The organism is Kitasatospora sp. NPDC093806 (assembly GCF_040683335.1).
Lineage (GTDB): Bacteria > Actinomycetota > Actinomycetes > Streptomycetales > Streptomycetaceae > Kitasatospora.
In genome coordinates, this window is record NZ_JBFBDO010000022.1 from 15,828 (window position 1) to 38,351 (window position 22,524).

Here is a 22,524-nt window from a genome sequence, read left to right on the forward strand (position 1 = left end):
CCCCGACGCCCTTGGGAGGGTGGATCATGTCCACGGACACACCGGGCTCGCAGTCCTCGCTGCACCGCGCCAACCTGGAGCGGGTGCTCCGCGCGGTGCGGATGGCCGGCTCGCTGACCCAGGCCGAGATCGCCCGCGGCACCGGCCTCTCGGCGGCCACCGTGTCCAACATCGTCCGGGAGTTGAAGGAGAGCGGCACCGTCGTGGTCGCCGACACCTCCTCCGGCGGACGGCGCGCGCGCAGCGTCTCGCTCAGCGGCGACGCCGGCATCGTGGTGGGGATCGATTTCGGTCACACCCACCTGCGGGTCGCCGTCGGCAACCTCGCCCACCGGGTGCTCGCCGAGGAGAGCGCCCCGATGGACGTCGACGTGTCCGCCGCGCAGGGCTTCGACCGCGCCGAGGCCCTGGTCGAGCGGCTGCTCGCCGAGGCCGGCTTCCGCCCGGACAAGGTGATCGGCGTGGGCCTGGGCGTCCCCGGCCCGATCGACGTGGAGACCGGGGCGCTGGGCTCGACCGCGATCCTGCCCGGCTGGACCGGCATCGCCCCCGGCCGCGAGCTGGCCGAGCGGCTCGGCATGCCGGTGCACGTGGACAACGACGCCAACCTCGGCGCGCTCGGCGAGCTGGTCTGGGGCGCCGGCCGGGGCCTGAGCGACCTCGCCTACATCAAGGTGGCCAGCGGCGTCGGCGCCGGGCTGGTGGTCAACGGGCAGATCTACCGGGGCCCGGGCGGCACCGCGGGCGAGATCGGCCACATCACCCTGGACGAGGCCGGCCCGGTCTGCCGCTGCGGCAACCGGGGCTGCCTGGAGACCTTCGTCGGCTCGCGCTACCTGCTCAACCTGCTCACCCCCACGCTCGGCCCCGACCTCACCCTGCCCAAGGTGGTCGAGCTGGCCCACCAGGGCGACCTCGGCTGCCGCCGGGTGATCGCCGACGCCGGGCGGCAGATCGGCACCGGCGTGGCGACCCTGTGCAACCTGCTCAACCCGCGCCGGGTGATCCTCGGCGGCGACCTCGCGGACGCCGGCGAGCTGGTGCTGGCCCCGATCCGGGACTCGGTGGCCCGCTACGCGATCCCCAGCGCCGCCCGCCAGCTGTCGGTGGTCCCCGGCACCCTGGGAGGCCGGGCCGAGGTGCTCGGCGCACTGGCCCTGGTGATGAGCGAGACCGGAGACTCGGGGGCGCTCGGCCGAGGTTGATCGAACACTCGTTCGGAAATTAGTCGACACGCCGGTCCTTCCCGTTCACTCGAAAGAGTGACCGTCGAGGTGACTGGCGTGTACCGGCCGGTGGTACCGGACACCCCGCCCGGTGTCCGGTGGCCGGAGATTAGACTCGACCGGTCGACACCGACCGAACCGCGACGAGGCGGACGGGCGCCGGCGCACCGGGCAGCGACGCCCGCCGGACCCCCGCGGTCCGCGAACACTGAACGAGGAGGAACGGGTGGCCCTGCTGACCCGCATTCGGGGACCGCGCGATCTCGACCGGCTCACGCCCGGACAGCTGGCCACCCTGGCCCAGGAGATCCGGACCTTCCTGGTGACGGAGGTCTCCAAGACGGGCGGCCACCTCGGCCCGAACCTCGGCGTGGTGGAGCTCACCATCGCGCTGCACAAGGTCTTCGACTCGCCGCGCGACCGGATCCTCTTCGACACCGGCCACCAGAGCTACGTCCACAAGCTGCTCACCGGCCGCCAGGACTTCTCGGGCCTGCGCTCCAAGGGCGGCCTCTCCGGCTACCCGTCCCGCGCCGAGTCCGAGCACGACGTGATCGAGAACTCGCACGCCTCCACCGTGCTCTCCTACGCCGACGGCCTGGCCAAGGCCAACCAGCTGCTCGGCAAGGACGACCCGGTGGTCGCGGTGATCGGCGACGGCGCGCTGACCGGCGGCATGGCCTGGGAGGCGCTCAACAACATCGCCGACGCCAAGGACCGCCCGGTCGTCATCGTCGTCAACGACAACGAGCGCTCCTACTCGCCGACCATCGGCGGCCTGGCCAACCACCTCGCCACCCTGCGCACCACCCAGGGCTACGAGCGCTTCCTCTCCTGGGGCAAGGACGCGCTGCAGCGCACCCCGGTGGTCGGCCAGCAGCTCTTCGAGACCCTGCACGGGGCCAAGAAGGGCCTGAAGGACTTCATCGCCCCGCAGGGCATGTTCGAGGACCTCGGCCTCAAGTACATCGGCCCGATCGACGGCCACGACCTCACCGCCCTGGAGTCCGCGCTCACCAAGGCGCGCGGCTTCGGCGGCCCGGTGATCGTGCACTGCCTCACCGAGAAGGGCCGCGGCTACCACGCCGCCGAGAACAACGACGAGGACCGCTTCCACGCGGTCGGCGTCATCCACCCGGAGACCGGCCTGCCGATCAAGAGCTCGGGCAAGGACTGGACCTCGGTCTTCGCCGAGGAGATGGTGGCGCTCGGCCACGAGCGCGAGGACATCGTCGGCATCACCGCCGCGATGCTCCACCCGGTCGGACTGGCCCCGTTCGCCGAGGCCTTCCCGGACCGCATCTTCGACGTCGGCATCGCCGAGCAGCACGCCGTGACCAGCGCCGCCGGCCTGGCCACCGGCGGCCTGCACCCGGTCTTCGCGGTGTACGCGACCTTCCTCAACCGCGCCTTCGACCAGGTGCTGATGGACGTCGCCCTGCACAAGCTGGGCGTCACCTTCGTGCTGGACCGCTCCGGCGTCACCGGCAGCGACGGCGCCTCGCACAACGGCATGTGGGACATGTCGATCCTCCAGGTCGTCCCCGGCCTGCGGCTGGCCGCCCCGCGCGACGCCGACCAGGTCCGCGCCCAGCTGCGCGAGGCGGTCCAGGTCAAGGACGCCCCGACGGTGGTCCGCTACTCCAAGGGCACGGTCGGCCCGGCCGTCCCGGCGGTCGGCCGGGTCGGCGGCATGGACGTGCTGCGCGCCGCAGCGTCCGATTCCTTCGGGGACGCCGAGGAGGGCCGCCGGGCCGACGTGCTGATCGTCTCGGTCGGCGCGCTCGCCCCGATGTGCCTGGAGGTGGCCGACCTGCTGGCCGCCCAGGGCGTCACCGCCACCGTGGTGGACCCGCGCTGGGTCAAGCCGGTCGACCCGGCCCTGCCGGGCCTGGCCGCCGAGCACCGGGTGGTCGTCACGGTCGAGGACAACGGCCGCGCCGGCGGCGTCGGCGCGGCGGTCGCCCAGGCGCTGCGCGACGCCGACGTGGACCTGCCGCTGCGCGACTTCGGCATCCCGCAGGAGTTCCTGGACCACGCCTCGCGCCCGGAGATCCTCGCCGAGATCGGCCTGACCGCCCCGGACATCGCCCGCAAGGTGACCGCCCTGGTCGCCAAGCTGGACGTCGCCCACGTCTGACCCGCGTCCGCCTCACCCGGCCGGAGCAGTCCGTTTGCGACAGCTCTGCAACAGTTGGCCCGGAACAGGCTGATAATCGCACCGAAAGGCGGGACCGGCGCTGCCCGCGCCGATCCCGCCCGGTAGGTTGTCATCCGTGCCCACCCCCATCCGATCCCGCCTGACCGCGCTCGCCGAGCGCCTGCCCTTGGGGGTACCCCCGGCCGAAGGCTGGGAGCGCGTGAAGACCGGCTACTGGTCCCGGCTGGTGCCGCTGCTGGCCCTGGTCGCGCTGCTCACCCACCTGCCGTCCTTCGTCCGCCCGGTCTGGAGCCCCGACGAGGGCTTCCTGGCCACCCAGGCCCGGATGCTCGCCGACGGCGGCGTGCTCTACGACACCGTGGTGGACCGCAAGCCGCCGCTGCTGCCCTGGCTCTACCAGGCCTGCTTCGCCGTCTTCGGCTCCGCCTCGCTCTGGCCGCTGCGCACCCTCGCGGTGGTCGCCCACCTGGTCACCGCGATCCTGCTGGCCTCGCTCGCCCGCGGCCGCTGGGGCAACCGGGCCGGCGCCGGCGCCGGTCTGCTCTACCTGCTGGTCTCCATCGGGCTCTCCCCGGAGGACACCCAGGCGGCGACCTTCGAGGTCTTCATGCTGCCCGCCATGGTGGCCGCCTTCCGGTACGCCGAGCGGCGCCGCTGGCTGGCCGCCGGGATCGCGGTGGCGCTCTGCTCGCTCACCAAGCAGACCGGCGGCGCGGTGCTGCTGCCGGTGCTCTGGATGCTCTTCCAGGACGCCCGCCGGCGCGGCGTCCGCTGGCCGCCCGCCCTGCTCAAGATCGGCTTCGGCTTCACCCTGCCGATAGCGCTGGTCGCGGTGATCCTCACCAAACCCAAGGGCTTCCTGTTCTGGGTGGTCACCGGCAGCGGCGACTACGCGACCTTCGGCGGCGCCTGGCTCCAGATGACCGGCCGGGCGCTCGGCAACTCGGTGATCCTGCTCGGCGCCGGGCTGGGCTTCCTGCTGCCGGTCGGCCGCCGGCTCTGGCTGAAGTACCGCCACCGCCCGCTGCCGGTCGCGGGGGAGGAGCACGGCTCCACCACCGACCTGTGGATGTGGCTGCTCTCCTCGGTGGTCGCGGTCAGCGTCGGCTTCCACTTCTTCGGCCACTACTACCTCCAGCTGATCCCCCCGCTGGTGCTGCTGGGCACCGGGGCGATCGCCACCTCCGCGATCCGCTGGAAGCCGGTCCTGGTGTACACCACGGCCGCCGCCACGGTCTTCTGGGGCCTCGCGCTGGCCTGGCCGGGGGAGCGGCTGGACCGCACCACCGAGGTCGCCACCGCGGTCGCCGCGCAGACCACCCCCAAGGACACCGTGCTGGTCTGGGGCATGCACCCGGAGCTGTACTGGCTGGCCGACCGCAAGCCGGCCACCCGCTACCTGACCGCCGGCTTCCTGACCAACTACAGCGGCGGCAAGGACGGCAGCCCCAACGTCGGCGAGCAGTTCTCGATGACCAACGCCTGGCAGACCTTCGACCAGGAGATCGCCAAGGGCCTGCCCGAGGTGGTCGTCGACGACTCCGGCCTCGCGCCGTACCAGCCCGGCATGATTCCGAAGATCGAGAACCTGCTGGAGACCCACTACGAGATGGTCGGCGTCTTCGCCGACACCGTGGTCTACCGCCTCAAGCGCTAGCACGCGCCGCAGCACCCGTCAGGGCACACGGAAGGGCCCCGGTGACCGATCCGGTCACCGGGGCCCTTCCGTCGTTCCTCAGGCCTTGGTCAGGCCGTCGTCCCCTACGCGGGCACCGAGGCCAGGCCCGGGGCCAGGAAGCGCTTGCCGTTCACCCGCTCCGAGACGCCCTCACGGTCCAGGTACGGGGTGATCCCGCCCAGGTGGAAGGGCCAGCCGGCGCCGGTGATCATGCAGAGGTCGATGTCCTGCGCCTCGGCGACGACACCCTCCTCCAGCATCAGGCCGATCTCCTGCGCGACGGCGTCCAGCGAGCGGGTGAGGACCTGCTCCTCGGTCAGCACGGTGTCGCCGAAGGTGAGCAGCTCCAGCACCTCGGGGTCGAGGACCTGCTTGCCGTCCACCCAGGTGTAGAAGCCGCGCTTGCCGGCCTTGACGACCTTGCCGAGGTTCTCGGAGACGGCGAACCGCTCCGGGAACGCGCCGTGCAGGGTCTCCGAGACGTGCAGGGCGATGGCCGGGCCGACCAGCTCCAGCAGCACGATCGGGGACATCGGCAGGCCGAGCGGCTCGACGCCCTTCTCGACGGTGGCGATCGGGGTGCCCTCGTCGATGATCGTCTGGATCTCGCCCATGAAGCGGGTCAGGATCCGGTTCACCACGAACGCCGGGGCGTCCTTGCACAGCACCGCGGTCTTCTTCAGCTTCTTCGAGACGCCGAAGGCGGTGGCCAGCGAGGCGTCGTCGGTCTGCTCGCCGCGGACGATCTCCAGCAGCGGCAGGATCGCGACCGGGTTGAAGAAGTGGAAGCCGACGACCCGCTCGGGGTGCTTCAGCTTCGAGGCCATCTCGGTGACCGAGAGGGAGGAGGTGTTGGTCGCCAGCACACAGGTCGGCGAGACCACGTTCTCCAGGTCCGCGAAGACGGTCTGCTTGACGCCCATCTCCTCGAACACGGCCTCGATCACGAAGTCCGCGTCGGCGAAGCCGGCGGCCTTGTCGAGCGAGCCGGTGACCAGGCCCTTGAGGCGGTTGGCCTTGTCCTGGCCGATCCGGCCCTTGCCGAGCAGCTTGTCGATCTCGGCGTGGACGTAGCCGACGCCCTTGTCGATGCGCTCCTGGTCGATGTCGGTGAGGACCACCGGCACCTCCAGACGGCGGGCGAACAGCAGCGCCAGCTGCGAGGCCATCAGACCGGCGCCGACGACGCCGACCTTGGTGACCGGGCGGGCCAGCGACTTGTCCGGCGCGCCGACCGGGCGCTTGGCCCGGCGCTGCACCAGGTTGAAGGCGTAGATGCCGCTGCGCAGCTCGCCGCCCATGATGAGGTCGGCCAGGGCCGCGTCCTCGGCGTCGAAGCCGGCCTGCAGGTCCTGGTCCTTGACCTGGGCGATGATGTCCAGCGCCCGGTACGCGGCCGGAGCGGCCCCGTGCACCTTGGCGTCGGCGACCAGCCGGCCCCAGGCGACGGCGTCGTCCCAGGCCTTGCCGCGGTCGATCTCCTCGCGCTGGACGGCCACGTCGCCCTTGAGGACCTTGGCCGCCCACAGCAGCGACTGCTCCAGGAAGTCGGCCGGCTCGAAGATCGCGTCGGCGATCCCCAGCTCGAACACGTCCTTGCCCTTGAGCTGCTTGTTCTGCGCCATCGAGTTCTCGATGATCACCTTGACGGCCTTGGCCGGGCCGATCAGGTTCGGCAGGATGCTGCAGCCGCCCCAGCCGGGGACCAGGCCGAGGAAGACCTCGGGCAGCGAGAACGCCGGGACGCCCGCGGACACCGTGCGGTAGTCGCAGTGCAGGCCGACCTCGACGCCGCCGCCCATCGCCGCGCCGTTGTAGAACGCGAAGGTCGGGACGGGCAGCGCGGCGATCCGCTTGAAGACCTCGTGGCCGCCCTTGCCGATGGCCAGCGCGTCCGCGTGCTCCTTGAGCAGCTCGACGCCCTTGAGGTCGGCGCCGACCGCGAAGATGAACGGCTTGCCGGTGATCGCGGCACCGACGATGGTGCCCTCGGCGGCCTCCGCCTCGACCTGGTCCAGCGCCTCGCTCAGCTTGAGCAGCGAGCCCGGGCCGAAGGTGGTCGGCTTGGTGTGGTCGAAGCCGTTGTCGAGGGTGATCAGGGCCAGCCGGCCGGCCTGCAGCGGCAGGTCCAGGTGGCGGACGTGCGCGGTGGTGACGACCTCGCCCGGGAAGAGCTCGGCGCCGCGGGTCAGCAGCTCAGTCGTGGTGCTCATGCTCACTTACCACCCTCGAAGTGCGGGTTCTCCCAGACGATGGTGGCGCCCATGCCGAAGCCGATGCACATCGTGGTGAGGCCGTAACGGACGTCCGGGCGCTGCTCGAAGCGGCGGGCCAGCTGGTTCATCAGGCGCACGCCCGAGGAGGCCAGCGGGTGGCCGAACGCGATCGCGCCGCCGTACGGGTTGACCCGCTCGTCGTCGTCGGCGATGCCGTAGTGGTCCAGGAAGGCCAGCACCTGGACGGCGAAGGCCTCGTTGATCTCGAACGCGCCGATGTCGTCGATCGTCAGACCGGCCTTGGCCAGCGCCTTCTCGGTGGCCGGCACCGGGCCGATGCCCATGACCTCGGGCTCGACGCCCGCGAAGGCGTAGGCGACCAGGCGCATCTTGACCGGGAGGCCGAGCTCCTCGGCGACGTCCTCGGCGGCCAGCAGCGAGGCGGTGGCACCGTCGTTCAGACCGGCCGAGTTGCCCGCGGTGATGTTGCCGTGCGGGCGGAACGGGGTCTTCAGACCGGCCAGGTTCTCCATCGTGGTGCCCGGGCGCATGGGCTCGTCCACGGTGGCCAGGCCCCAGCCGGTCTCGCCGATCGCGGGGTTGGTGTTGCGGATCGAGATCGGCACCAGGTCCGGCTGGATGTCGCCGTTGACGTACGCCTTGGCGGCCTTCTCCTGGGAGCGCACGGCGTAGGCGTCGCAGCGCTCCTTGGTGATGTGCGGGAACCGGTCGTGCAGGTTCTCCGCCGTCATGCCCATGAACAGGGCGGACTCGTCGACGAGCTTCTCGGAGACGAAGCGCGGGTTCGGGTCGACGCCCTCGCCCATCGGGTGGCGGCCCATGTGCTCGACGCCGCCGGCCACGACCACGTCGTACGCGCCGAAGGCGATGCCGCCGGCGGTGGTGGTCACGGCGGTCAGCGCGCCGGCGCACATGCGGTCGATCGCGTAGCCGGGGACGGACTTCGGCAGGCCGGACAGCAGCGCGGCGGTGCGGCCGATGGTCAGACCCTGGTCGCCGATCTGCGTGGTGGCCGCGATGGCGACCTCGTCGATGCGCTCGACGGGCAGGTTCGGGTTACGGCGCACGAGCTCCCGGATGCACTTGACGACGAGGTCGTCGGCGCGCGTCTCGTGGTAGATGCCCTTCGGGCCGGCCTTGCCGAACGGGGTGCGGACGCCATCGACGAAGACGACGTCCCTCGCGGTACGAGGCACGGGGGCTCTCCTCCCAGGGACCAACAGTTCAGGTGGGCAGGCTGCCGCCGACCGTCGCGCGAGGAGACGTGAGCGGCGCCGCTCACCGCCATGCTACCCGTCGGTAACCAACCTGCCCAGGCCCGGCGGGGGCATCGGCGGGTGTGTCCCCCGACACGTTCTTCCCTCCTCCGGCCACGGGTACGCGAAAGGGGACGCCACCCTCCCCGGGTGGCGTCCCCTTTCCCTGTCCCTCTCCTGCTCAGGCCTCTTGCGCGTCCGCCGCCGCCTTGGCGAAGGCGGTGGCCAGGACCGGGGCGACCAGGTCCACCTGCCACTGGCGGGCGCCGAGCCGGCGCAGCGCGGCCGCCACGTTGGCGGCGGAGGCGTCGGCCGGCGGCTCCCAGGCGACCCGGCGGACCAGGTCCGGGGTGATCAGGTTCTCGGCCGGCAGGCTGTGCCGCTCGGCCAGCTCGCCGACCGCGGCGCGGGCCCCGCTCAGCCGGGCGGCCGCCACCGGGTCCTTCTCGGCCCAGGCGCGCGGCGGCGGCGGGCCGTCGTGCGGCGCGGCGGCCGGCGGCAGCTGGTTCTCCGGCACCTCCCGCCCGCGCTGGACGGCGGCCAGCCACTGCTCCAGCTGGCGCCGGTGCACCCGCGGCCCGAAGCCCTGGACGGCCTGGAGCGCGGCGATGTTCAGCGGCATGGCCAGCGCGGCGTTGACGATCGCGGCGTCCGACAGCACCCGGCCGGGCGAGACGTCGCGCTCCTGCGCCATCCGGTCGCGGGCCAGCCACAGCTCGCGCACCACGACCAGCTGGCGGCGCCGGCGGACCTTGTGCAGCTGCGAGGTGCGGCGCCAGGGGTCGGTGCGCGGGGCCGGACGGGGGGCGGCGGCGATCGCCGCGAACTCCTCCAGGGCCCAGCCGAGCTTGCCCTGGGCGTCCAGCTCCCGTTCGAGTGCGTCCCGCAGCTCGACCAGCACCTCGACGTCCAGAGCGGCGTAGCGCAGCCACGGCTCGGGCAGCGGGCGGGTGGACCAGTCGACCGCGGAGTGCTCCTTGGCCAGGCTCAGCCCGAGCACGCTCTCGGTCATCGGTCCGAGTCCGACCCGGGCGAAGCCGGCGATCCGCCCGGCCAGCTCGGTGTCGAACAGGCGCTGGGGTCTCATGCCCACCTCGGCGAGGCAGGGCAGGTCCTGGGTGGCGGCGTGCACCACCCACTCGGTGTCCGCGAGGGCGGCACCGAGCCCGCTGAGGTCGGGGCAGGCGATCGGGTCGATCAGCGCGGTACCGGCGCCCGCGCGGCGCAGCTGGATGAGGTACGCCCGCTGGCCGTAGCGGTAGCCGGAGGCCCGCTCGGCGTCGACGGCGACCGGTCCGGTTCCCGCGGCGAAGGCGGCGACGACGGCGGCCAGCGCCTGCTCGTCCGCCACGACCGGAGGGATCCCCTCCTTCGGCTCGAGGAGCGGGACCGGGGCTGCTTCTTCTGGGATGGCTGCTACGGCGTCGGTCACTCACCAAGGGTACGACGGTCCCCGCAGCCGGGAGTGTTGTCGGACTGGTCAGACCGATGATCCGACCGACGAACGGCTCCGCCGCCGCCTCCCGCCCCCCGCGCGGTACGGGGGCGGACGGGTGACGGCACGACGGCCTGGAGGAGGGTGAAGGAACGTTCCTCCAGGCCGCCCGGGCGGGCCGACCGGCTCAGTGGATGATGCCGGTGCGCAGCGCGACCGCGACCATTCCGGCCCGGTCGCCGGTGCCCAGCTTGCGGGCGATCCGGGCGAGGTGGCTCTTCACGGTGAGCGCCGAGAGGCCCATCGCCACGCCGATCGCCTTGTTCGACTGGCCCTCGGCGACCAGCCGCAGCACCTCCACCTCGCGGCCGGAGAGCTCGCGGTAGGCGGACTGCTGCGCTCCCGGCGCGCCGGGGGCCCCGGGCGCTCCCGGCGCCCCGGCCGCACCCGGCATGCCCGGCATCCCGGGGCGCCGCATCCGGCCGGCCAGGCCGCCGGCGCCGATCGGCAGACCGGGGCGGCCGGGCATGGCGACGTTGGTGCGGGTGCCGGTGACGACGTAGCCCTTCACCCCGCCGGCCAGCGCGCTGCGGACGGCGCCGATGTCGTCGGCGGCGGAGAGCGCCAGCCCGTTGGGCCAGCCGGCGGCACGGGTCTCGGCGAGGATGGTGAGTCCGGAGCCGTCGGGCAGGTGGACGTCGGCGACGCAGATGTCGCGCGGGGTGGAGACCCGGGGGCGGGCCTCGGCGATCGAGGACACCTCGATCACGTCGCGGACGCCGAGCGCCCAGAGGTGGCGGGTGACGGTGTTTCGGACGCGGGGATCGGCGATGACCACCATGGCGGTGGGCTTGGTCGGGCGGTAGGCGACCACGTTTGCGGGGTGCTCAAGAAGGACCGACACCAGGCCTCCTGCGGGGAGTGGCGGACGGAACCCCGAGGGGGCGGTCGGAGTGTTCCGCGTTCGGAAAGGGTCACAGTCTGCTTCGGCAGCATCCGTGCCCGGCTTTAGCGAAAGATCACGATCTAGTGAGTAACAATACGGACAAATCGCGCAGGTGACTGATACGACATGCCTGGAATTCGCACAAAATCGATCGGATCCAGTGCAAAGCGGTCGGGTTCGACCGGTTTATTGACGCAGAGCCGTCCTGAAGTCACACTCCGTCAGCCCTGGGAGTGGCGCCGCGTCCGCCGATGACGCCCCCGCGTCCCGCCACTCCTCAGTGCGAGCGCGGACGCCGCCGGGCGGGCATCGGGACCACTCCACCGAGTGACGTGACGTCGGCCGGTGACTGCGGACCCGGCACGGCCGGGGGCAGTCCGGCGCTGATGCACAGCAGGTCCCCCCAGGCCGCCAGGTGCCGTTCGAAGCGGCCGTCGGCGGGCGTCCAGGAGGCCCGGATCTCGATCTCGGTGCTCGACGCGCGGTCCGCCAGCCCGCCGAAGTACTGCGAGGCGCACAGGGTCACGGTGCCGGACGGCTCCGCGTACCCGGCGCCGTGCGCCTGCAGCGCGTCCAGCAGCCAGGCCCAGCCGACCTCGGAGAGCATCGGGTCGCCGGCCATCTCCGGCTCCAGCTCGGCCCGGGTCATGGTGACCACCCGGAAGTCCCCGTTCCAGGCCTCCTGCCCGGCCGGGTCGTGCAGCAGCACCAGCCGGCCGTCGGCCAGCTCGTCGCCGTCCACCTCCACGGTGGCGGTCAGCGCGAACGCGAACGGGGCCAGCCGGCGCGGGGCCGGCGCCGCGGAGAGCACGACCTCGGGCCGCAGCCGGGCCCCGTCGAGGGCCTCCACGGCGGCCCGGAACTCGCTCGGCGCCCCCTCCCGACCCGTTCCGCCACCTGCTCCGCCACCCTGCGCGGGGTGCCCTCCGACCGCTGCCATGACCCGAAGACTAGGTCGAAAACTCGGGTAATCGTCGCAACTTCTTCCCGTGCGGCGCGCCGGGACGGCAATCCGGCCAGATCGCGGCCGGATCCCGGAGCCACCCGGCGGTACCCGGCGGTACGGCGGCGGTACTGCGGCGGCGCTCGCGGCCCGGGGCGGGCCCCGCCGGTCCGGTCCGGGCCGCGTGCGAAGATTTGGGGCGTGAGCGAGACGACGGCAGACACCACGGCAGTCCCCCCGACCGGCGGCACCCCCGGTCAGCAGCCCCCCGCGCGCCGCGGCGCCGCGTACGACTCGGCGTTCCTGCGGGCCTGCCGGCACGAGCCGGTGCCGCACACCCCGGTCTGGTTCATGCGCCAGGCCGGCCGCTCGCTGCCCGAGTACCTGAAGGTCCGCGAGGGCATCCCGATGCTGGACTCCTGCATGCGGCCCGAGCTGGTCAAGGAGATCACCCTCCAGCCGGTGCGCCGGCACAAGGTGGACGCGGCGATCTTCTTCAGCGACATCGTGGTGCCGCTCAAGGCGATCGGCATCGACGTCGACATCAAGCCCGGCATCGGCCCCGTCATCGCCGACCCGATCCGCACCGCCGAGGACCTGAAGCGGCTGCGCCCGCTGGAGCCGGACGACGTCCCCTACATCACCGAGGCGATCGGCCTGCTCGTCGACGAGCTCGGCAGCACCCCGCTGATCGGCTTCGCCGGCGCCCCCTACACGCTGGCCAGCTACCTGGTCGAGGGCGGCCCGTCGAAGAACCACGAGAACACCAAGGCCATGATGTACGGCGCGCCCGAGCTGTGGGCCGCCCTGGTCGACCGGCTGGCCGACATCACCGCCGCCTTCCTCAAGGTCCAGATCGAGGCCGGCGCCTCCGCGATCCAGCTGTTCGACTCCTGGGTCGGCGCGCTCGCCCCGGACGACTACCGCCGCTCGGTCATGCCGGCCAGCACCAAGGTCTTCGACGCGGTGGCCGGCTACGGCGTGCCGCGGATCCACTTCGGCGTCGGCACCGGCGAGCTGCTCGGCCTGATGGGCCAGGCCGGCGCGGACGTGGTCGGCGTCGACTGGCGGGTCCCGCTGAACGTCGCCGCCGAGCGGGTCGGCCCCGGCAAGGGCCTGCAGGGCAACCTCGACCCGGCCGTGCTGTTCGCGCCCACCCGGACCGTCGAGACCAAGGCCCGCGAGGTGCTGCACGCCGCCCAGGCGCTCGGCAGCAGCGGCCACATCTTCAACCTCGGCCACGGCGTGCTGCCCAGCATGGACCCGGACGCGCTCAGCCGCCTGGTCGCCTTCGTCCACGAGGCCAGCGCCCGCTGACCCCCGCGCCGCACGGTGGCGGGCCCTCCGCGCGAGGGCCCGCCACCGCCGCGCTCACCCCTCTTCCCGCTCCTCTTCTTCCGCTTCCTCCTGGGGAGCGGGGACGGGAGCGGGAACGGGGACGGCGGGCGCCCGCCGCTTCCGGCGGCGCAGCACCCACACCACCACCGCCACCGGCGCCGCCACCAGCAGGAACGGCAGCGCGGCGGCCAGCGCCACCGAGATCCCGACCACGATCGCGGCCAGCACGTGCCAGCCGCCGCCCATCGCCGAGCCGACCGCGTGCCAGAAGCCGTCGTCCTCCTCCTCGGCGTCCGGGGCGTCCGGCACCGGCTCCGCCTTCTGCCGCACGTCCAGCGTGATGGTGGACAGCGAGGTCTTCGCCGACAGCTCCTTCAGCTGCTTCTGCCACGACTCCAGATCCGCCTCCCGGCGGCTCAGCTCGCCCTCCAGACTGGTGATCTCGGCCAGCGTCTTGGCCTGCGCCATCAGCGCCCGGACCCGGTCCACGCTCGCCTGCTGGGTCTGCACCCGGCTCGACACGTCCGCGACCTGCTGGGTGAGGTCCTCCGCCTGGCTGCGCCGGGACAGCACCTCGCCCAGTCCGGCCAGCTGGTCCAGGGTCTGCTGGAACACCGCCGACGGCACCTTCACGGTGATCTGCCCGCCCACCGGCTTGGCGGTCGCCCCGCTCGGGACGTCGACGCCGTGCTCGTTGGCGACCGACTCGCTCGCCACGTAGCCGCCCGCGGCGGTCGCCAGCCCCCGGGCCCGGGCCAGCACGTCGTCCGTCTTGTCGGTCCGCACCGACAACTGCGCCGAGTAGGCGATCTGCCGCGCGTCCACCACCGGCGCCACCTTCGGCTGGCCCGGTGCCGCCGCCCCCGACCCGGCCGCCGCCGTCGAACCCGCGGCCGGTGCCCCGGCCGGGGCCGCCTCCGGGGCGGCGCCGTCCGCCTTGCGCGCGTCGGCCTGCGCCGGGCCGACCGCCGAAGCCTCCCTGCCGTCGCCCCCACTCGCACTGCACCCGCCGGCCAGCACCGCCGCCACGGCCACCGCCGCCAGCGCCCCCGCCCTCCGCCGTCCTCTTCGCACGATCGAGCCCTCCCCGCGTCGAACGGTCCCGGCGCCCGCTCCTCGGGGCGCCCAGACCATTCGACGGTCGCCGGCCCGGATCGGACCCGCCCCGGAGGTCGCAGCTCGATCACGTCTCGGCGTCGGCCCGGACAAGGCGTCAGGCCGGGGGATCAGACCGCCTCCACCACGATCCCCGCCCGCCGCAGCAGCGCCGCCGTCACCCCGTCACCCGGCCGCAGCGTCCCGCCGAACGTCCCGTCGTACACCTGCCCGCACCCGCACGAGGGGCTGCGCGCCATCAGCAGCGCCCGCCCCGCCCCCGCCGCCTCGGCCGCCGCCAGCGCCGCGCGCGCCCCGGCCACGAACTCCGCCGTGCGGTCCGCCCCGGTCGCGTCCACCACCCGCGCCCGCCCGTCCAGCACGTCCGCCCCGTCCCCGCCGACGATCTCCGCCGCCGCCCGCGGCGTCGGCAACCCACCCGCCCCCTCCGGACACACCACCACCCCCCGCCCCTCCGCGACGACCTCGACCACCCCCGCATCCGTCTTCGCCCGCCCGTCGTACCGACACGGCACCCCCGCCAGACACGCACTCACCAAGATCCGCTCCATGCCAAGGAGCCTAGGATGCGCACCGGTCGTCAAGCCGCCGGGCCCGCTTCACCCCGACGGAGGATCGGGAGGCGATCCCCCTCCCGGCCACCCCGGTGGCGGCTAGCCTTCAGCCGTGTCCGAGCTGCCCGAGTGGATGTATCCGCCGCGTGCGGAGGGATGGTTCGCCGAGGATCTCGACCACCTGCCGCAGGCGCCGCCGCGCACCGAGCTACGACACGGCTCCCTGGTCTTCTTCCTCCGGCCCCGCTCGGCCTGGCACAGCCGGGTCACGGCCGCGCTCGCGACGGCCATCGACCGGACCGCGCCGGCCGGGTGGACCGTCGACTACGGGACGGCGGTCATCCTGGACCGGTGGAACCGGACCCGGCCCGACATCGTGGTCGGGATCACCGGGCACGACCCCGGGCGCATCCGGTTCACCGCCGACGAGGTCGTCCTGGTCGTCGAGGTCGTCTCGCCGGACGCCGCGCACGCGGACCGCGTCGTCAAGCCGGAGAAGTACGCCGAAGCCGGCATCCCGCACTACTGGGTGATCGAGGAGGAGGACGGCCTGCCGGTGGTGCACGTCTACGAGCTCGACACCAATGTGGGCGCCTACGCCCCCGGCGGGATCTTCCGGGGGCGGCTCCAGCGATCCGTGCCGTTCCCGGTCGACATCGACCTCGACGCCCTCGTCCCCGCGCCGAAGGGGAAGAAGCGGGCGGATTGAGGCAAAGGTGTAAAGACCTGCGAGACTGCGGGGCATGTCGCAAGCACATGTCGTCGTGGTCGGCGGCGGGATCGCGGGGCTGACCGCGGCCGCCGTGCTCAGTGGGGCTGCCGGGGGGGTGGCGCGGGCGCGGGTGACGCTGGTGGAGGCGTCGGGGCGGCTGGGCGGGAAGTTGTGGGGCGGCGAGGTCGGCGGGGTGCGGGTGGACCTCGGGGCCGAGTCGATGCTGGCCCGGCGGCCGGAGGCGGTCGAGCTGGCGCGGGCGGTCGGGCTGGGGGCGGAGCTGGAGCCGCCGACCACCGCCAAGGCCGCGATCTGGACCCGCGGCGCGCTGCGGCCGCTGCCCGGCGGGCAGGTCATGGGCGTCCCCGGGGACCTCGCCGCGCTGGCCGCCGCCGGGGTGCTGAGCCCCGAGGGGCTGGCCCGGGCCCGGCACGAGGAGGCCGGCGAGGCCGTCGCGGACGACATCGCGATCGGCCGGTACGTCGCCGAACGGCTGGGCCGCGAGGTGGTCGACCGGTTGGTCGAACCGCTGCTCGGCGGCGTCTACGCCGGGCACGCGGACGAGATCTCGCTGCGCGCCGCCGTGCCCGCCCTGCTGCCGATCGCCCGCGGCGGCGGTTCGCTGGTCGAGGGCGTGCACGCGCTCGCGACCCGGCCGCAGACCGTCGGCACCCCCGTCTTCCAGGGCCTGCGCGGCGGCCTCGGCACCCTGCCGACGGCGGTCGCCGCCGCCTGCGCCGACGCGGGCGTGGACCTGCGCACCGACACCGAGGTGACCGCGCTGCGCCGCACCCCGGACGGCTGGCGGGTGACCACCGGCGACGGGGAGACCCTGGCCGCGACCGCCGTCGTGCTGGCCGTGCCCGCCCCCGCCGCCGCCCGGCTGCTGCGCGCGGACGCGCCGGCCGCGGCCGCCGAGCTGGACACCGTCGAGTACGCCGGGATGGCCCTGGTCACCCTGGCCTTCCGCCGCGCCGACCTGCCGGAGCCGCCGGCCGGCAGCGGCTTCCTGGTCCCGCCGGTGGACGGCCGCCGGATCAAGGCCTCGACCTTCTCCTCCAACAAGTGGGGCTGGCTGGAGCGCTCCGCCCCGGACGCCTTCGTGCTGCGGACCTCGCTGGGCCGGCTGCACGAGGAGGAGCCGCTGGAGCTGGCGGACGAGGAACTGGTCGCCCGCTCGCTGGCCGACCTGGGCGAGGCGATCGGTCTGACCGCCCGCCCGTACGACACCGCCGTCACCCGCTGGCGGGCCGGTCTGCCGCAGTACCCGGTCGGCCACCTGGACCGGGTGGCCCGGATCCGGGCGGCGGCGCATCGGGTGGGCGCGCTGGCGCTGTGCGGGGCGGCGTACGACGGCGTGGGCATCCCGGCGTGCATCGCCAGCGCCCGGACGGCCGTCGCCGGGCTCGATGGAGTGTTGACCCCGCTGGCCGGGGCGAACGTCACGGAGAGGACAATGGGCGCATGACTGAGACCGTTGCGCAGCAGGCCGAGCAGCCGGAGAAGAAGAAGGCACGGGACCTGAACCAGGTCATCCGCTACACCATGTGGTCGGTGTTCAAGCTCAAGGGCGAGCTGCCCGAGGACCGCACCGCGCTGGCCGCCGAGGTGGACGAGCTGTTCGCCCAGCTCGCCGCCAAGGACGTCACCGTGCGCGGCACCTACGACGTGTCCGGTCTGCGCGCCGACGCCGACATCCTGGTCTGGTGGCACGCCGCCGAGTCCGACGACCTGCAGGAGGCGTACAACCGCTTCCGCCGCACCGGCCTGGGCCGCGTGCTGGAGCCGGTCTGGTCGAACATGGCGCTGCACCGCCCGGCCGAGTTCAACAAGTCGCACATCCCGGCGTTCCTGGCCGACGAGCGCCCGCGCGACTACGTCTGCGTCTACCCGTTCGTCCGCTCCTACGAGTGGTACCTGCTGCCGGACGCCGAGCGGCGCGCGATGCTCGCCGAGCACGGCCAGATGGCGCGCGGCTACCCCGACGTGCGGGCCAACACGGTCGCCTCGTTCGCGCTGGGCGACTACGAGTGGCTGCTCGCCTTCGAGGCGGACGAGCTGCACCGGATCGTGGACCTGATGCGCGACCTGCGCCCGTCCCGGGCCCGGCTGCACGTCCGCGAGGAGGTGCCGTTCTTCACCGGCCGCCGCAAGCCGGTCAGCGAGCTGCTCAACGGCCTGGTCTGAGCGACGCCGTAAAGAATAGGGGGACCCCGTCCGAGGCCGGACGGGGTCCCCTTCTTCGTGCGTCAGTGCCGGCGCAGGGCCGCGCGCAGGCGGGCGTCGGGGAGCGCGGCCGGGCCGTTGATGGCGACGGCGGTGAGGAGTTCGCGCTCGTCGTCGTCGGTGAGGCCGTGCTGGCGGGGCGGGCGGACCTCGCGGAGCACCTCCTGGCCGACCGGCGAGGCCCAGCGGGTGTACGGGTAGACGTCGACCCGGGCCATCAGCAGGGTGCCGGAGGTGAGCACCAGCGGCAGCGAGAACCAGGCCAGCGGCGTCAGCGCGTCACCGTCGAACAGGCCGGCCGTGGCCAGCGCGGCGGCCAGCAGCACCAGCGAGAGCAGCAGCGCCTGCCGGACCTGGCGGACCACCAGGACGGTGCTGCGCTGCACGACGGCCGGGGTGGCCAGCCCGGCCAGGGCGAGCCGGCTGCCGATCTCCAGCACGGTGGGGTGGGCGGCCATCGCCAGCCGCAGGTCGTCGGTGCGGCACTGGCCGTCGGGGCCGACGGTGGCGATCACCGCGCGCTCCAGCCGGCTGCGGCCGCGCGGGTCGACGACGGTGGTCCAGCCGGTGTGGGCGAGGTGCAGGCGGCCGCGGGAGGCCATCAGGACCAGGGCCAGTTCGACCACCCGGTCCGGCCCGCCGGCCAGGTAGGCGGTCTCGTACAGGCCGATCCCGACCGCCTCGGGCGGCCGGGGCCCGTCCTGTCCGGCCAGCGCGTCGGCGGTCGCGGTCATCCGGACCAGCCGGATGCAGGAGAGCACCGCGGCGGCGCAGGCCGGGAGCAGGAAGAGCAGCCACATGGGCTTGTTGTAGTCCCGGCCGCGCCGTGTGCGGAACGCATTCCCGGACCGCGATACCGAACTGTGACGTCCGGGGACCGCGGTCCGGGGTGCGCGAGTCAGCTGCCGCAGCCTCCGCCGCCGCCGCAGCTGGAGCCGCAGCTGGAGGACGAGGAGGAACCGCAGCTCGACGAGGACGAGGACCCGCAGCTCGACGACGAGGAGGAGCTCGACCCGCAGCCGCTGCTCCCGCCGCAGCTCGAACCGGACGAGCCGGAGTCCGAGGAGGAGCCGGAGTCGGAGGACGAGCCGCACCAGACCGTCGAGCCGCCGCAGGAGGAGCCCGAGGACGAGCCGGTGGAGCTTGCGGACGAGGCGGCGGAGTAGCCGGTGGCCTTCGCCATCTCGTCGGCCGTCGCCGAGGCCAGCATCGCCTCGGTCAGCTCCTCGTCGCCCAGCCCGGCCAGGGCCAGTCCGCTGAGCGCGACGACGCCGAGCACCACGCCGTCCGCGCTGGTCAGGGCGCCGCTGCCGCCGGGCTGCCAGGGCTTGCCGGTGTCCATCAGGGAGAGCTGGCGCCGCCCGGCCGGGGTGATCCGGCCCTTGAGCGGCCGGGTGACCAGCAGCGAGACCAGGAAGACCACGAGCAGCAGCAGCGGGACCCAGAGCGCGGGGTGCTCGTAGCCGGGCTCGCCGGAGTCGATCAGGTAGGCGGCGAGGGTGAAGGCGGCCAGCACCGGCAGCGTGGCCCACAGGAACCGGCGGGCGATCCGGGCCCGGTGCAGCCGGGCGGGGTCGCGCAGCAGGCCGCGGTCGGCGAGTCGGTCGCCGATCTCCTGGACGGCCGCCGAGCGCATCACGGCGAGCCGCAGGCCCGGGAGGTCGCGGCTGCGGGACGGGCCGATCTCGTCGACGATCGTGCCGTCGATCGCGTCGTACGGGTCGTCGGTGGTCAGGGTGACCAGACGGGAGCGGCTGACCACGACGTGGCCCTGCTGGTGCATCCGGACCAGACCGGTGTCGAAGACCCGGCCGGGGCCGCCGGCCAGGAAGGCGGTGTCGAAGAGGTCCAGGCCGCGGCCGGGCAGGCCCTTGGGGTTGCGGACGCGCTTGGCGGCCTGCTTGGCCTGGGAGGCGTAGCCGGCGGCGGCGAGCAGCAGGACGGCCGGGATCAGGTAGTAGACGTTGTGCCACATGGCGGTTTCCCCCGGGTGGTTCGGGCGCGCGCGGCGCCGGGAGTGTGCGTGGTTCAGGAGGTGCGGCCGGGACGCCCGAAGGCGCGGCGCAGCCGGGCGAGCGGTCCGGTGAGCGGGCCGGCCGGTGTGGACGGGCCGGGCGTCGGCTCGGGGGCCGGGTGGAGCCAGCGCTCCAGCGCCCGGCGGGTCGGGGCGTCCAGCGGGTCGGCCGCCGTCCCCTCGGTCAGCGCCCAGTCGGCGAAGGCGCGGGCGTCGGCCCGGTAGCCGCCGGTCTGCGGGTGCCGGTGGGCGTAGCCGAGGAACAGCGGCCCGTACCGGGTGCCGAGCAGTCGGGGCAGCTCCGGGGCGACCTTGGCGGCGGTGTCGCGCCGCTTGGCGGCCAGGCCGGCGGCCTGGGCCCGGACCTGGGCCGGGTCGAAGCCGGGCGGGACCGGGCCACCCGCCACCAGGGCGGCGAGCAGTTCGGTCTGCCGGGCGGCGAGCCGGGCCCGGGCGGCGTGGGTGCCGGCGTCGGCGGGCGCGGTCATCGTGCCGTACCGCCGTCCAGCACCCGGCGGATGGCGTCGAGCTCGGCGGCCAGTTCGGCGGGCGGCGGGAACGCGGCGTCGCGCTCCAGCAGCACACCGGGCGGCGCGACCCGGGCGCACAGCTCGGCCAGCACCTCCAGCACCGGCTCGGTGACCGGGTGGGCGTGCGTGTCGTGCCACACCCCGTCGACCATGGTGCCGCCCGCGACGTGCACGTAGGCGAGCGCCTCCAGTGGCAGCCGGTCCAGTTCGGCGGCCGGGTCGACGCCGAGGTTGACCCGGTTGGTGTGCAGGTTGGCGACGTCGATCAGCAGCCGGACGCCGGTCCGTTCGACCAGTTCGGCGAGGAACTGGCCCTCGGTCAGCTCGTCGTCCGGCCAGGCCAGCTGGGCGGCGATGTTCTCCAGGGCCAGCGGCACCGGCAGCTGGTCCTGGGCGATCCGGATGTTCTCGGCGATCACCCGCAGGGCGTCGCGCGAACGCGGCACCGGCAGCAGGTGGCCGGCCTCCAGGCCGCCGGCCCGGACGAACGCGAGGTGCTCGGTGACCAGCGGGGAGCCGAGCGCCCCGGCGGTCTCGGCGAGCTTGGCGAGGCGGGCCGGGTCGGGCCGGTCGGCGCCGCCGAGGCCGAGGCCGACGCCGTGCGGGACCACGGTCAGGCCGCGGTCGAGCAGGATCCGCAGGGACTCGGGGAGGTGGCCGGCGCAGACGTTCTCGGCGACCACCTCGACCCAGTCGAGGCCGGGCTGGCGCTCGACCACGGTGTCGATCTCGCTGCGCCAGCCGAGGCCGACCCCGAGCCGGCGGTCTCCTGCGGTGGTGGTGCCCGTTCCCGTCGTCGCTGCGGGTGCGTGCAGGGCAGGGGAGGTCATCGGTGCGCCCCCTTCGGAGGGCTGGGTGGGAAGCCGTCGGTCGGCGCGGGCCTCGTCGCCAGGGCCGCCGGGCTGTTGTTGCTGAGCATGTCCCCGGGCGGTGCGGCTGCCAAGCCTTCCCCGGTCATCTCAGAGCATTACTTGAGCTTGCCGGTGCGTCAACGGTGGACTTTAGCGCCCGCCCTGGAGCATCCCCGCAGGTGGGGGCAGGGGCGGCGGCGGAAAAATGGGCGGCGGACGGCCCGTCCGGTGGCTACTGTGACGCACCTATGACGACACTGACGATTCGTGACTTCCGCCCCGAGGACGCCGGGGCCGTGGCGGCCGCCCACCGAGCCGGGCGCGAGCACCTGGTGCAGACCGCCGAGGCCTTCGCCTGGCTGAACGCCCGCCAGACCAAGGGCGAGTTCTACCGCACCTTCGTCGCCGAGCTGGACGGCCGGGTCGTCGGTTCGGTCCGCTGCGGCGTGGTCACCGGCACCACCACAACCGGCATCGGCCACGCCAACGGCAGCATCCTGCCCGAGTACCGGCGGCGCGGGGCCTTCACCGCGCTGCTGGCCGCCGCCGAGCGGCACCTGGTCGAGCACGGCGTGACCGAGCTGCACAGCTGGGTGGACGACGAGCCCGGCCCGCGCGCCTTCGCCGAGGCCCGCGGCTTCACCGCGGGCCGGCTCGCCCACTTCGCCGGCCGCGACCTCGCCCTCCCGCTGCCCGAGGCCCCGGCGCTGCCGGCCGGCGTCGAGCTGCGCCCGGCGAGCGACTGGGCGGCGGACCCGTATCCGGTCTTCCTGATCGAGGCGGACGCGATCCGGGACGAGCCGGGCGAGGTCGAGATGGACGCCGCCGACTACGAGGAGTGGCGGGACGGGGTGTCGGCCCACCCGGACCTCGACCACGAGCTGACCATCGTGGCCGTGGTCGACGGCGAGCCGGCCGCGTTCAGCGCGGTGCACACGGACGGCGCGGACCGGTACTGGTCGGCGTTCACCGCCTGCCGCCGGGAGTTCCGGGGGCGCGGGCTGAGCAAGCTCGCCAAGCTGGAGTCGCTGCGCCTGGCCCGGGCGGCGGGCCTGCGGCACGCGTACACCTCGAACGACGCGACCAACGCGCCGATGCTCGCGATCAACGCGTGGCTGGGCTACGAGCGGTGCGCGAGCGAGCGGAAGTTCACCAAGCGGCTGGGCGGCTGAGGGGCGGTCGGCCGACGGGCGGGCCGGGGGTGACCCGCCCGGCCGGCGGGGCGCGGCGCGCGTTCGGCCGAATGGATGAAACGGGGGCGTTTCGCGCCGCCGGCGCCGGGTGGGCCGCAGTGTCGGGAG

General features: G+C 73.9%; 17 protein-coding genes and 1 pseudogene. 8 read left to right on the forward strand and 10 right to left on the reverse strand.

Features of this window, described 5'->3' with window-relative positions; genetic code table 11:
* Window positions 1-26 precede the first annotated feature (26 nt).
* The 3 genes from AB0N76_RS14015 to AB0N76_RS14025 all read left to right on the forward strand — a co-directional run bounded on the left by AB0N76_RS14015 (window position 27) and on the right by AB0N76_RS14025 (window position 5,044).
* Window positions 27-1,205: an ROK family transcriptional regulator gene (locus AB0N76_RS14015; protein WP_363556659.1), complete on the forward strand. Its 1,179-nt coding sequence runs from the start codon at window positions 27-29 to the stop codon at window positions 1,203-1,205.
* A gap of 247 nt (window positions 1,206-1,452) precedes the next feature.
* Window positions 1,453-3,366 carry a 1-deoxy-D-xylulose-5-phosphate synthase gene (gene dxs / locus AB0N76_RS14020; RefSeq protein WP_363556661.1) on the forward strand — a complete coding sequence of 638 codons (1,914 nt, stop codon included), beginning with the start codon at window positions 1,453-1,455 and terminating at the stop codon, window positions 3,364-3,366.
* Window positions 3,367-3,502: 136 nt separating this feature from the next.
* Entirely contained in the window at window positions 3,503-5,044 is a 1,542-nt protein-coding gene (locus tag AB0N76_RS14025; RefSeq protein WP_363556663.1) for a glycosyltransferase family 39 protein, read from the forward strand.
* Between the two features lie 104 nt (window positions 5,045-5,148).
* On the opposite strand, the gene AB0N76_RS14030 is transcribed toward AB0N76_RS14025, so the two are convergent.
* The 5 genes from AB0N76_RS14030 to AB0N76_RS14050 all read right to left on the reverse strand — a co-directional run bounded on the left by AB0N76_RS14030 (window position 5,149) and on the right by AB0N76_RS14050 (window position 11,879).
* A complete protein-coding gene (locus AB0N76_RS14030; RefSeq protein WP_363556665.1) occupies window positions 5,149-7,278 on the reverse strand; it encodes a 3-hydroxyacyl-CoA dehydrogenase NAD-binding domain-containing protein in 2,130 nt (709 codons plus the stop codon).
* Between the two features lie 2 nt (window positions 7,279-7,280).
* Window positions 7,281-8,498, reverse strand: a complete 1,218-nt coding sequence (locus AB0N76_RS14035) for an acetyl-CoA C-acyltransferase (protein WP_363556667.1) — start codon at window positions 8,496-8,498, stop codon at window positions 7,281-7,283.
* 241 nt (window positions 8,499-8,739) lie between these two features.
* Window positions 8,740-9,990 (reverse strand): HRDC domain-containing protein, encoded by a 1,251-nt coding sequence (locus AB0N76_RS14040; RefSeq protein WP_363556669.1) that lies wholly within the window; start codon window positions 9,988-9,990, stop codon window positions 8,740-8,742.
* Window positions 9,991-10,180: 190 nt separating this feature from the next.
* On the reverse strand, window positions 10,181-10,897 hold the full coding sequence (locus AB0N76_RS14045; RefSeq protein WP_363556671.1) for a response regulator transcription factor: 717 nt from the start codon (window positions 10,895-10,897) through the stop codon (window positions 10,181-10,183).
* A gap of 319 nt (window positions 10,898-11,216) precedes the next feature.
* Window positions 11,217-11,879, reverse strand: coding sequence for a DUF3000 domain-containing protein (locus AB0N76_RS14050; RefSeq protein WP_363556673.1), 663 nt, complete (start codon window positions 11,877-11,879; stop codon window positions 11,217-11,219).
* A gap of 306 nt (window positions 11,880-12,185) precedes the next feature.
* Between AB0N76_RS14050 and hemE the strand changes: the two genes are divergently transcribed.
* Window positions 12,186-13,199, forward strand: a complete 1,014-nt coding sequence (gene hemE / locus AB0N76_RS14055) for a uroporphyrinogen decarboxylase (protein ID WP_363556782.1) — start codon at window positions 12,186-12,188, stop codon at window positions 13,197-13,199.
* 54 nt (window positions 13,200-13,253) lie between these two features.
* On the opposite strand, the gene AB0N76_RS14060 is transcribed toward hemE, so the two are convergent.
* Both AB0N76_RS14060 and AB0N76_RS14065 read right to left on the reverse strand, forming a co-directional pair.
* Complete coding sequence (locus tag AB0N76_RS14060) at window positions 13,254-14,294, reverse strand: DUF4349 domain-containing protein (protein ID WP_363556675.1); 1,041 nt, start codon at window positions 14,292-14,294, stop codon at window positions 13,254-13,256.
* A gap of 152 nt (window positions 14,295-14,446) precedes the next feature.
* Window positions 14,447-14,887, reverse strand: a complete 441-nt coding sequence (locus AB0N76_RS14065) for a DUF523 domain-containing protein (protein ID WP_363556677.1) — start codon at window positions 14,885-14,887, stop codon at window positions 14,447-14,449.
* 115 nt (window positions 14,888-15,002) lie between these two features.
* On the opposite strand from AB0N76_RS14065, the gene AB0N76_RS14070 reads away from it, so the two are divergent.
* From AB0N76_RS14070 to hemQ, 3 genes are read left to right on the forward strand one after another with little or no spacing between them, the layout of a single operon-like run.
* Window positions 15,003-15,599 carry a Uma2 family endonuclease gene (locus AB0N76_RS14070; RefSeq protein WP_363556679.1) on the forward strand — a complete coding sequence of 199 codons (597 nt, stop codon included), beginning with the start codon at window positions 15,003-15,005 and terminating at the stop codon, window positions 15,597-15,599.
* Window positions 15,600-15,633: 34 nt separating this feature from the next.
* Window positions 15,634-17,070, forward strand: a complete 1,437-nt coding sequence (gene hemG / locus AB0N76_RS14075; RefSeq protein WP_363556681.1) for a protoporphyrinogen oxidase — start codon at window positions 15,634-15,636, stop codon at window positions 17,068-17,070.
* Window positions 17,067-17,789, forward strand: coding sequence for a hydrogen peroxide-dependent heme synthase (gene hemQ, locus AB0N76_RS14080; protein WP_363556683.1), 723 nt, complete (start codon window positions 17,067-17,069; stop codon window positions 17,787-17,789). Before hemG ends, hemQ begins: the two co-directional genes overlap by 4 nt.
* 62 nt (window positions 17,790-17,851) lie before the next feature.
* Here hemQ and AB0N76_RS14085 read toward each other — a convergent pair whose 3' ends face one another.
* The 3 genes and pseudogenes from AB0N76_RS14085 to AB0N76_RS14095 form a co-directional block, all read right to left on the reverse strand.
* The gene (locus AB0N76_RS14085; protein WP_363556685.1) at window positions 17,852-18,628 is read right to left on the reverse strand and encodes a TIGR04222 domain-containing membrane protein; all 777 of its coding nucleotides are present in this window, start codon (window positions 18,626-18,628) and stop codon (window positions 17,852-17,854) included.
* A gap of 98 nt (window positions 18,629-18,726) precedes the next feature.
* Window positions 18,727-19,803, reverse strand: a complete 1,077-nt coding sequence (locus AB0N76_RS14090; RefSeq protein WP_363556687.1) for a TIGR04222 domain-containing membrane protein — start codon at window positions 19,801-19,803, stop codon at window positions 18,727-18,729.
* A 53-nt stretch (window positions 19,804-19,856) separates the two neighbouring features.
* Window positions 19,857-21,187, reverse strand: a pseudogene (locus AB0N76_RS14095) (DUF692 family multinuclear iron-containing protein).
* A 284-nt stretch (window positions 21,188-21,471) separates the two neighbouring features.
* On the opposite strand from AB0N76_RS14095, the gene AB0N76_RS14100 reads away from it, so the two are divergent.
* Entirely contained in the window at window positions 21,472-22,395 is a 924-nt protein-coding gene (locus AB0N76_RS14100) for a GNAT family N-acetyltransferase (RefSeq protein WP_363556689.1), read from the forward strand.
* Window positions 22,396-22,524 lie beyond the last annotated feature (129 nt).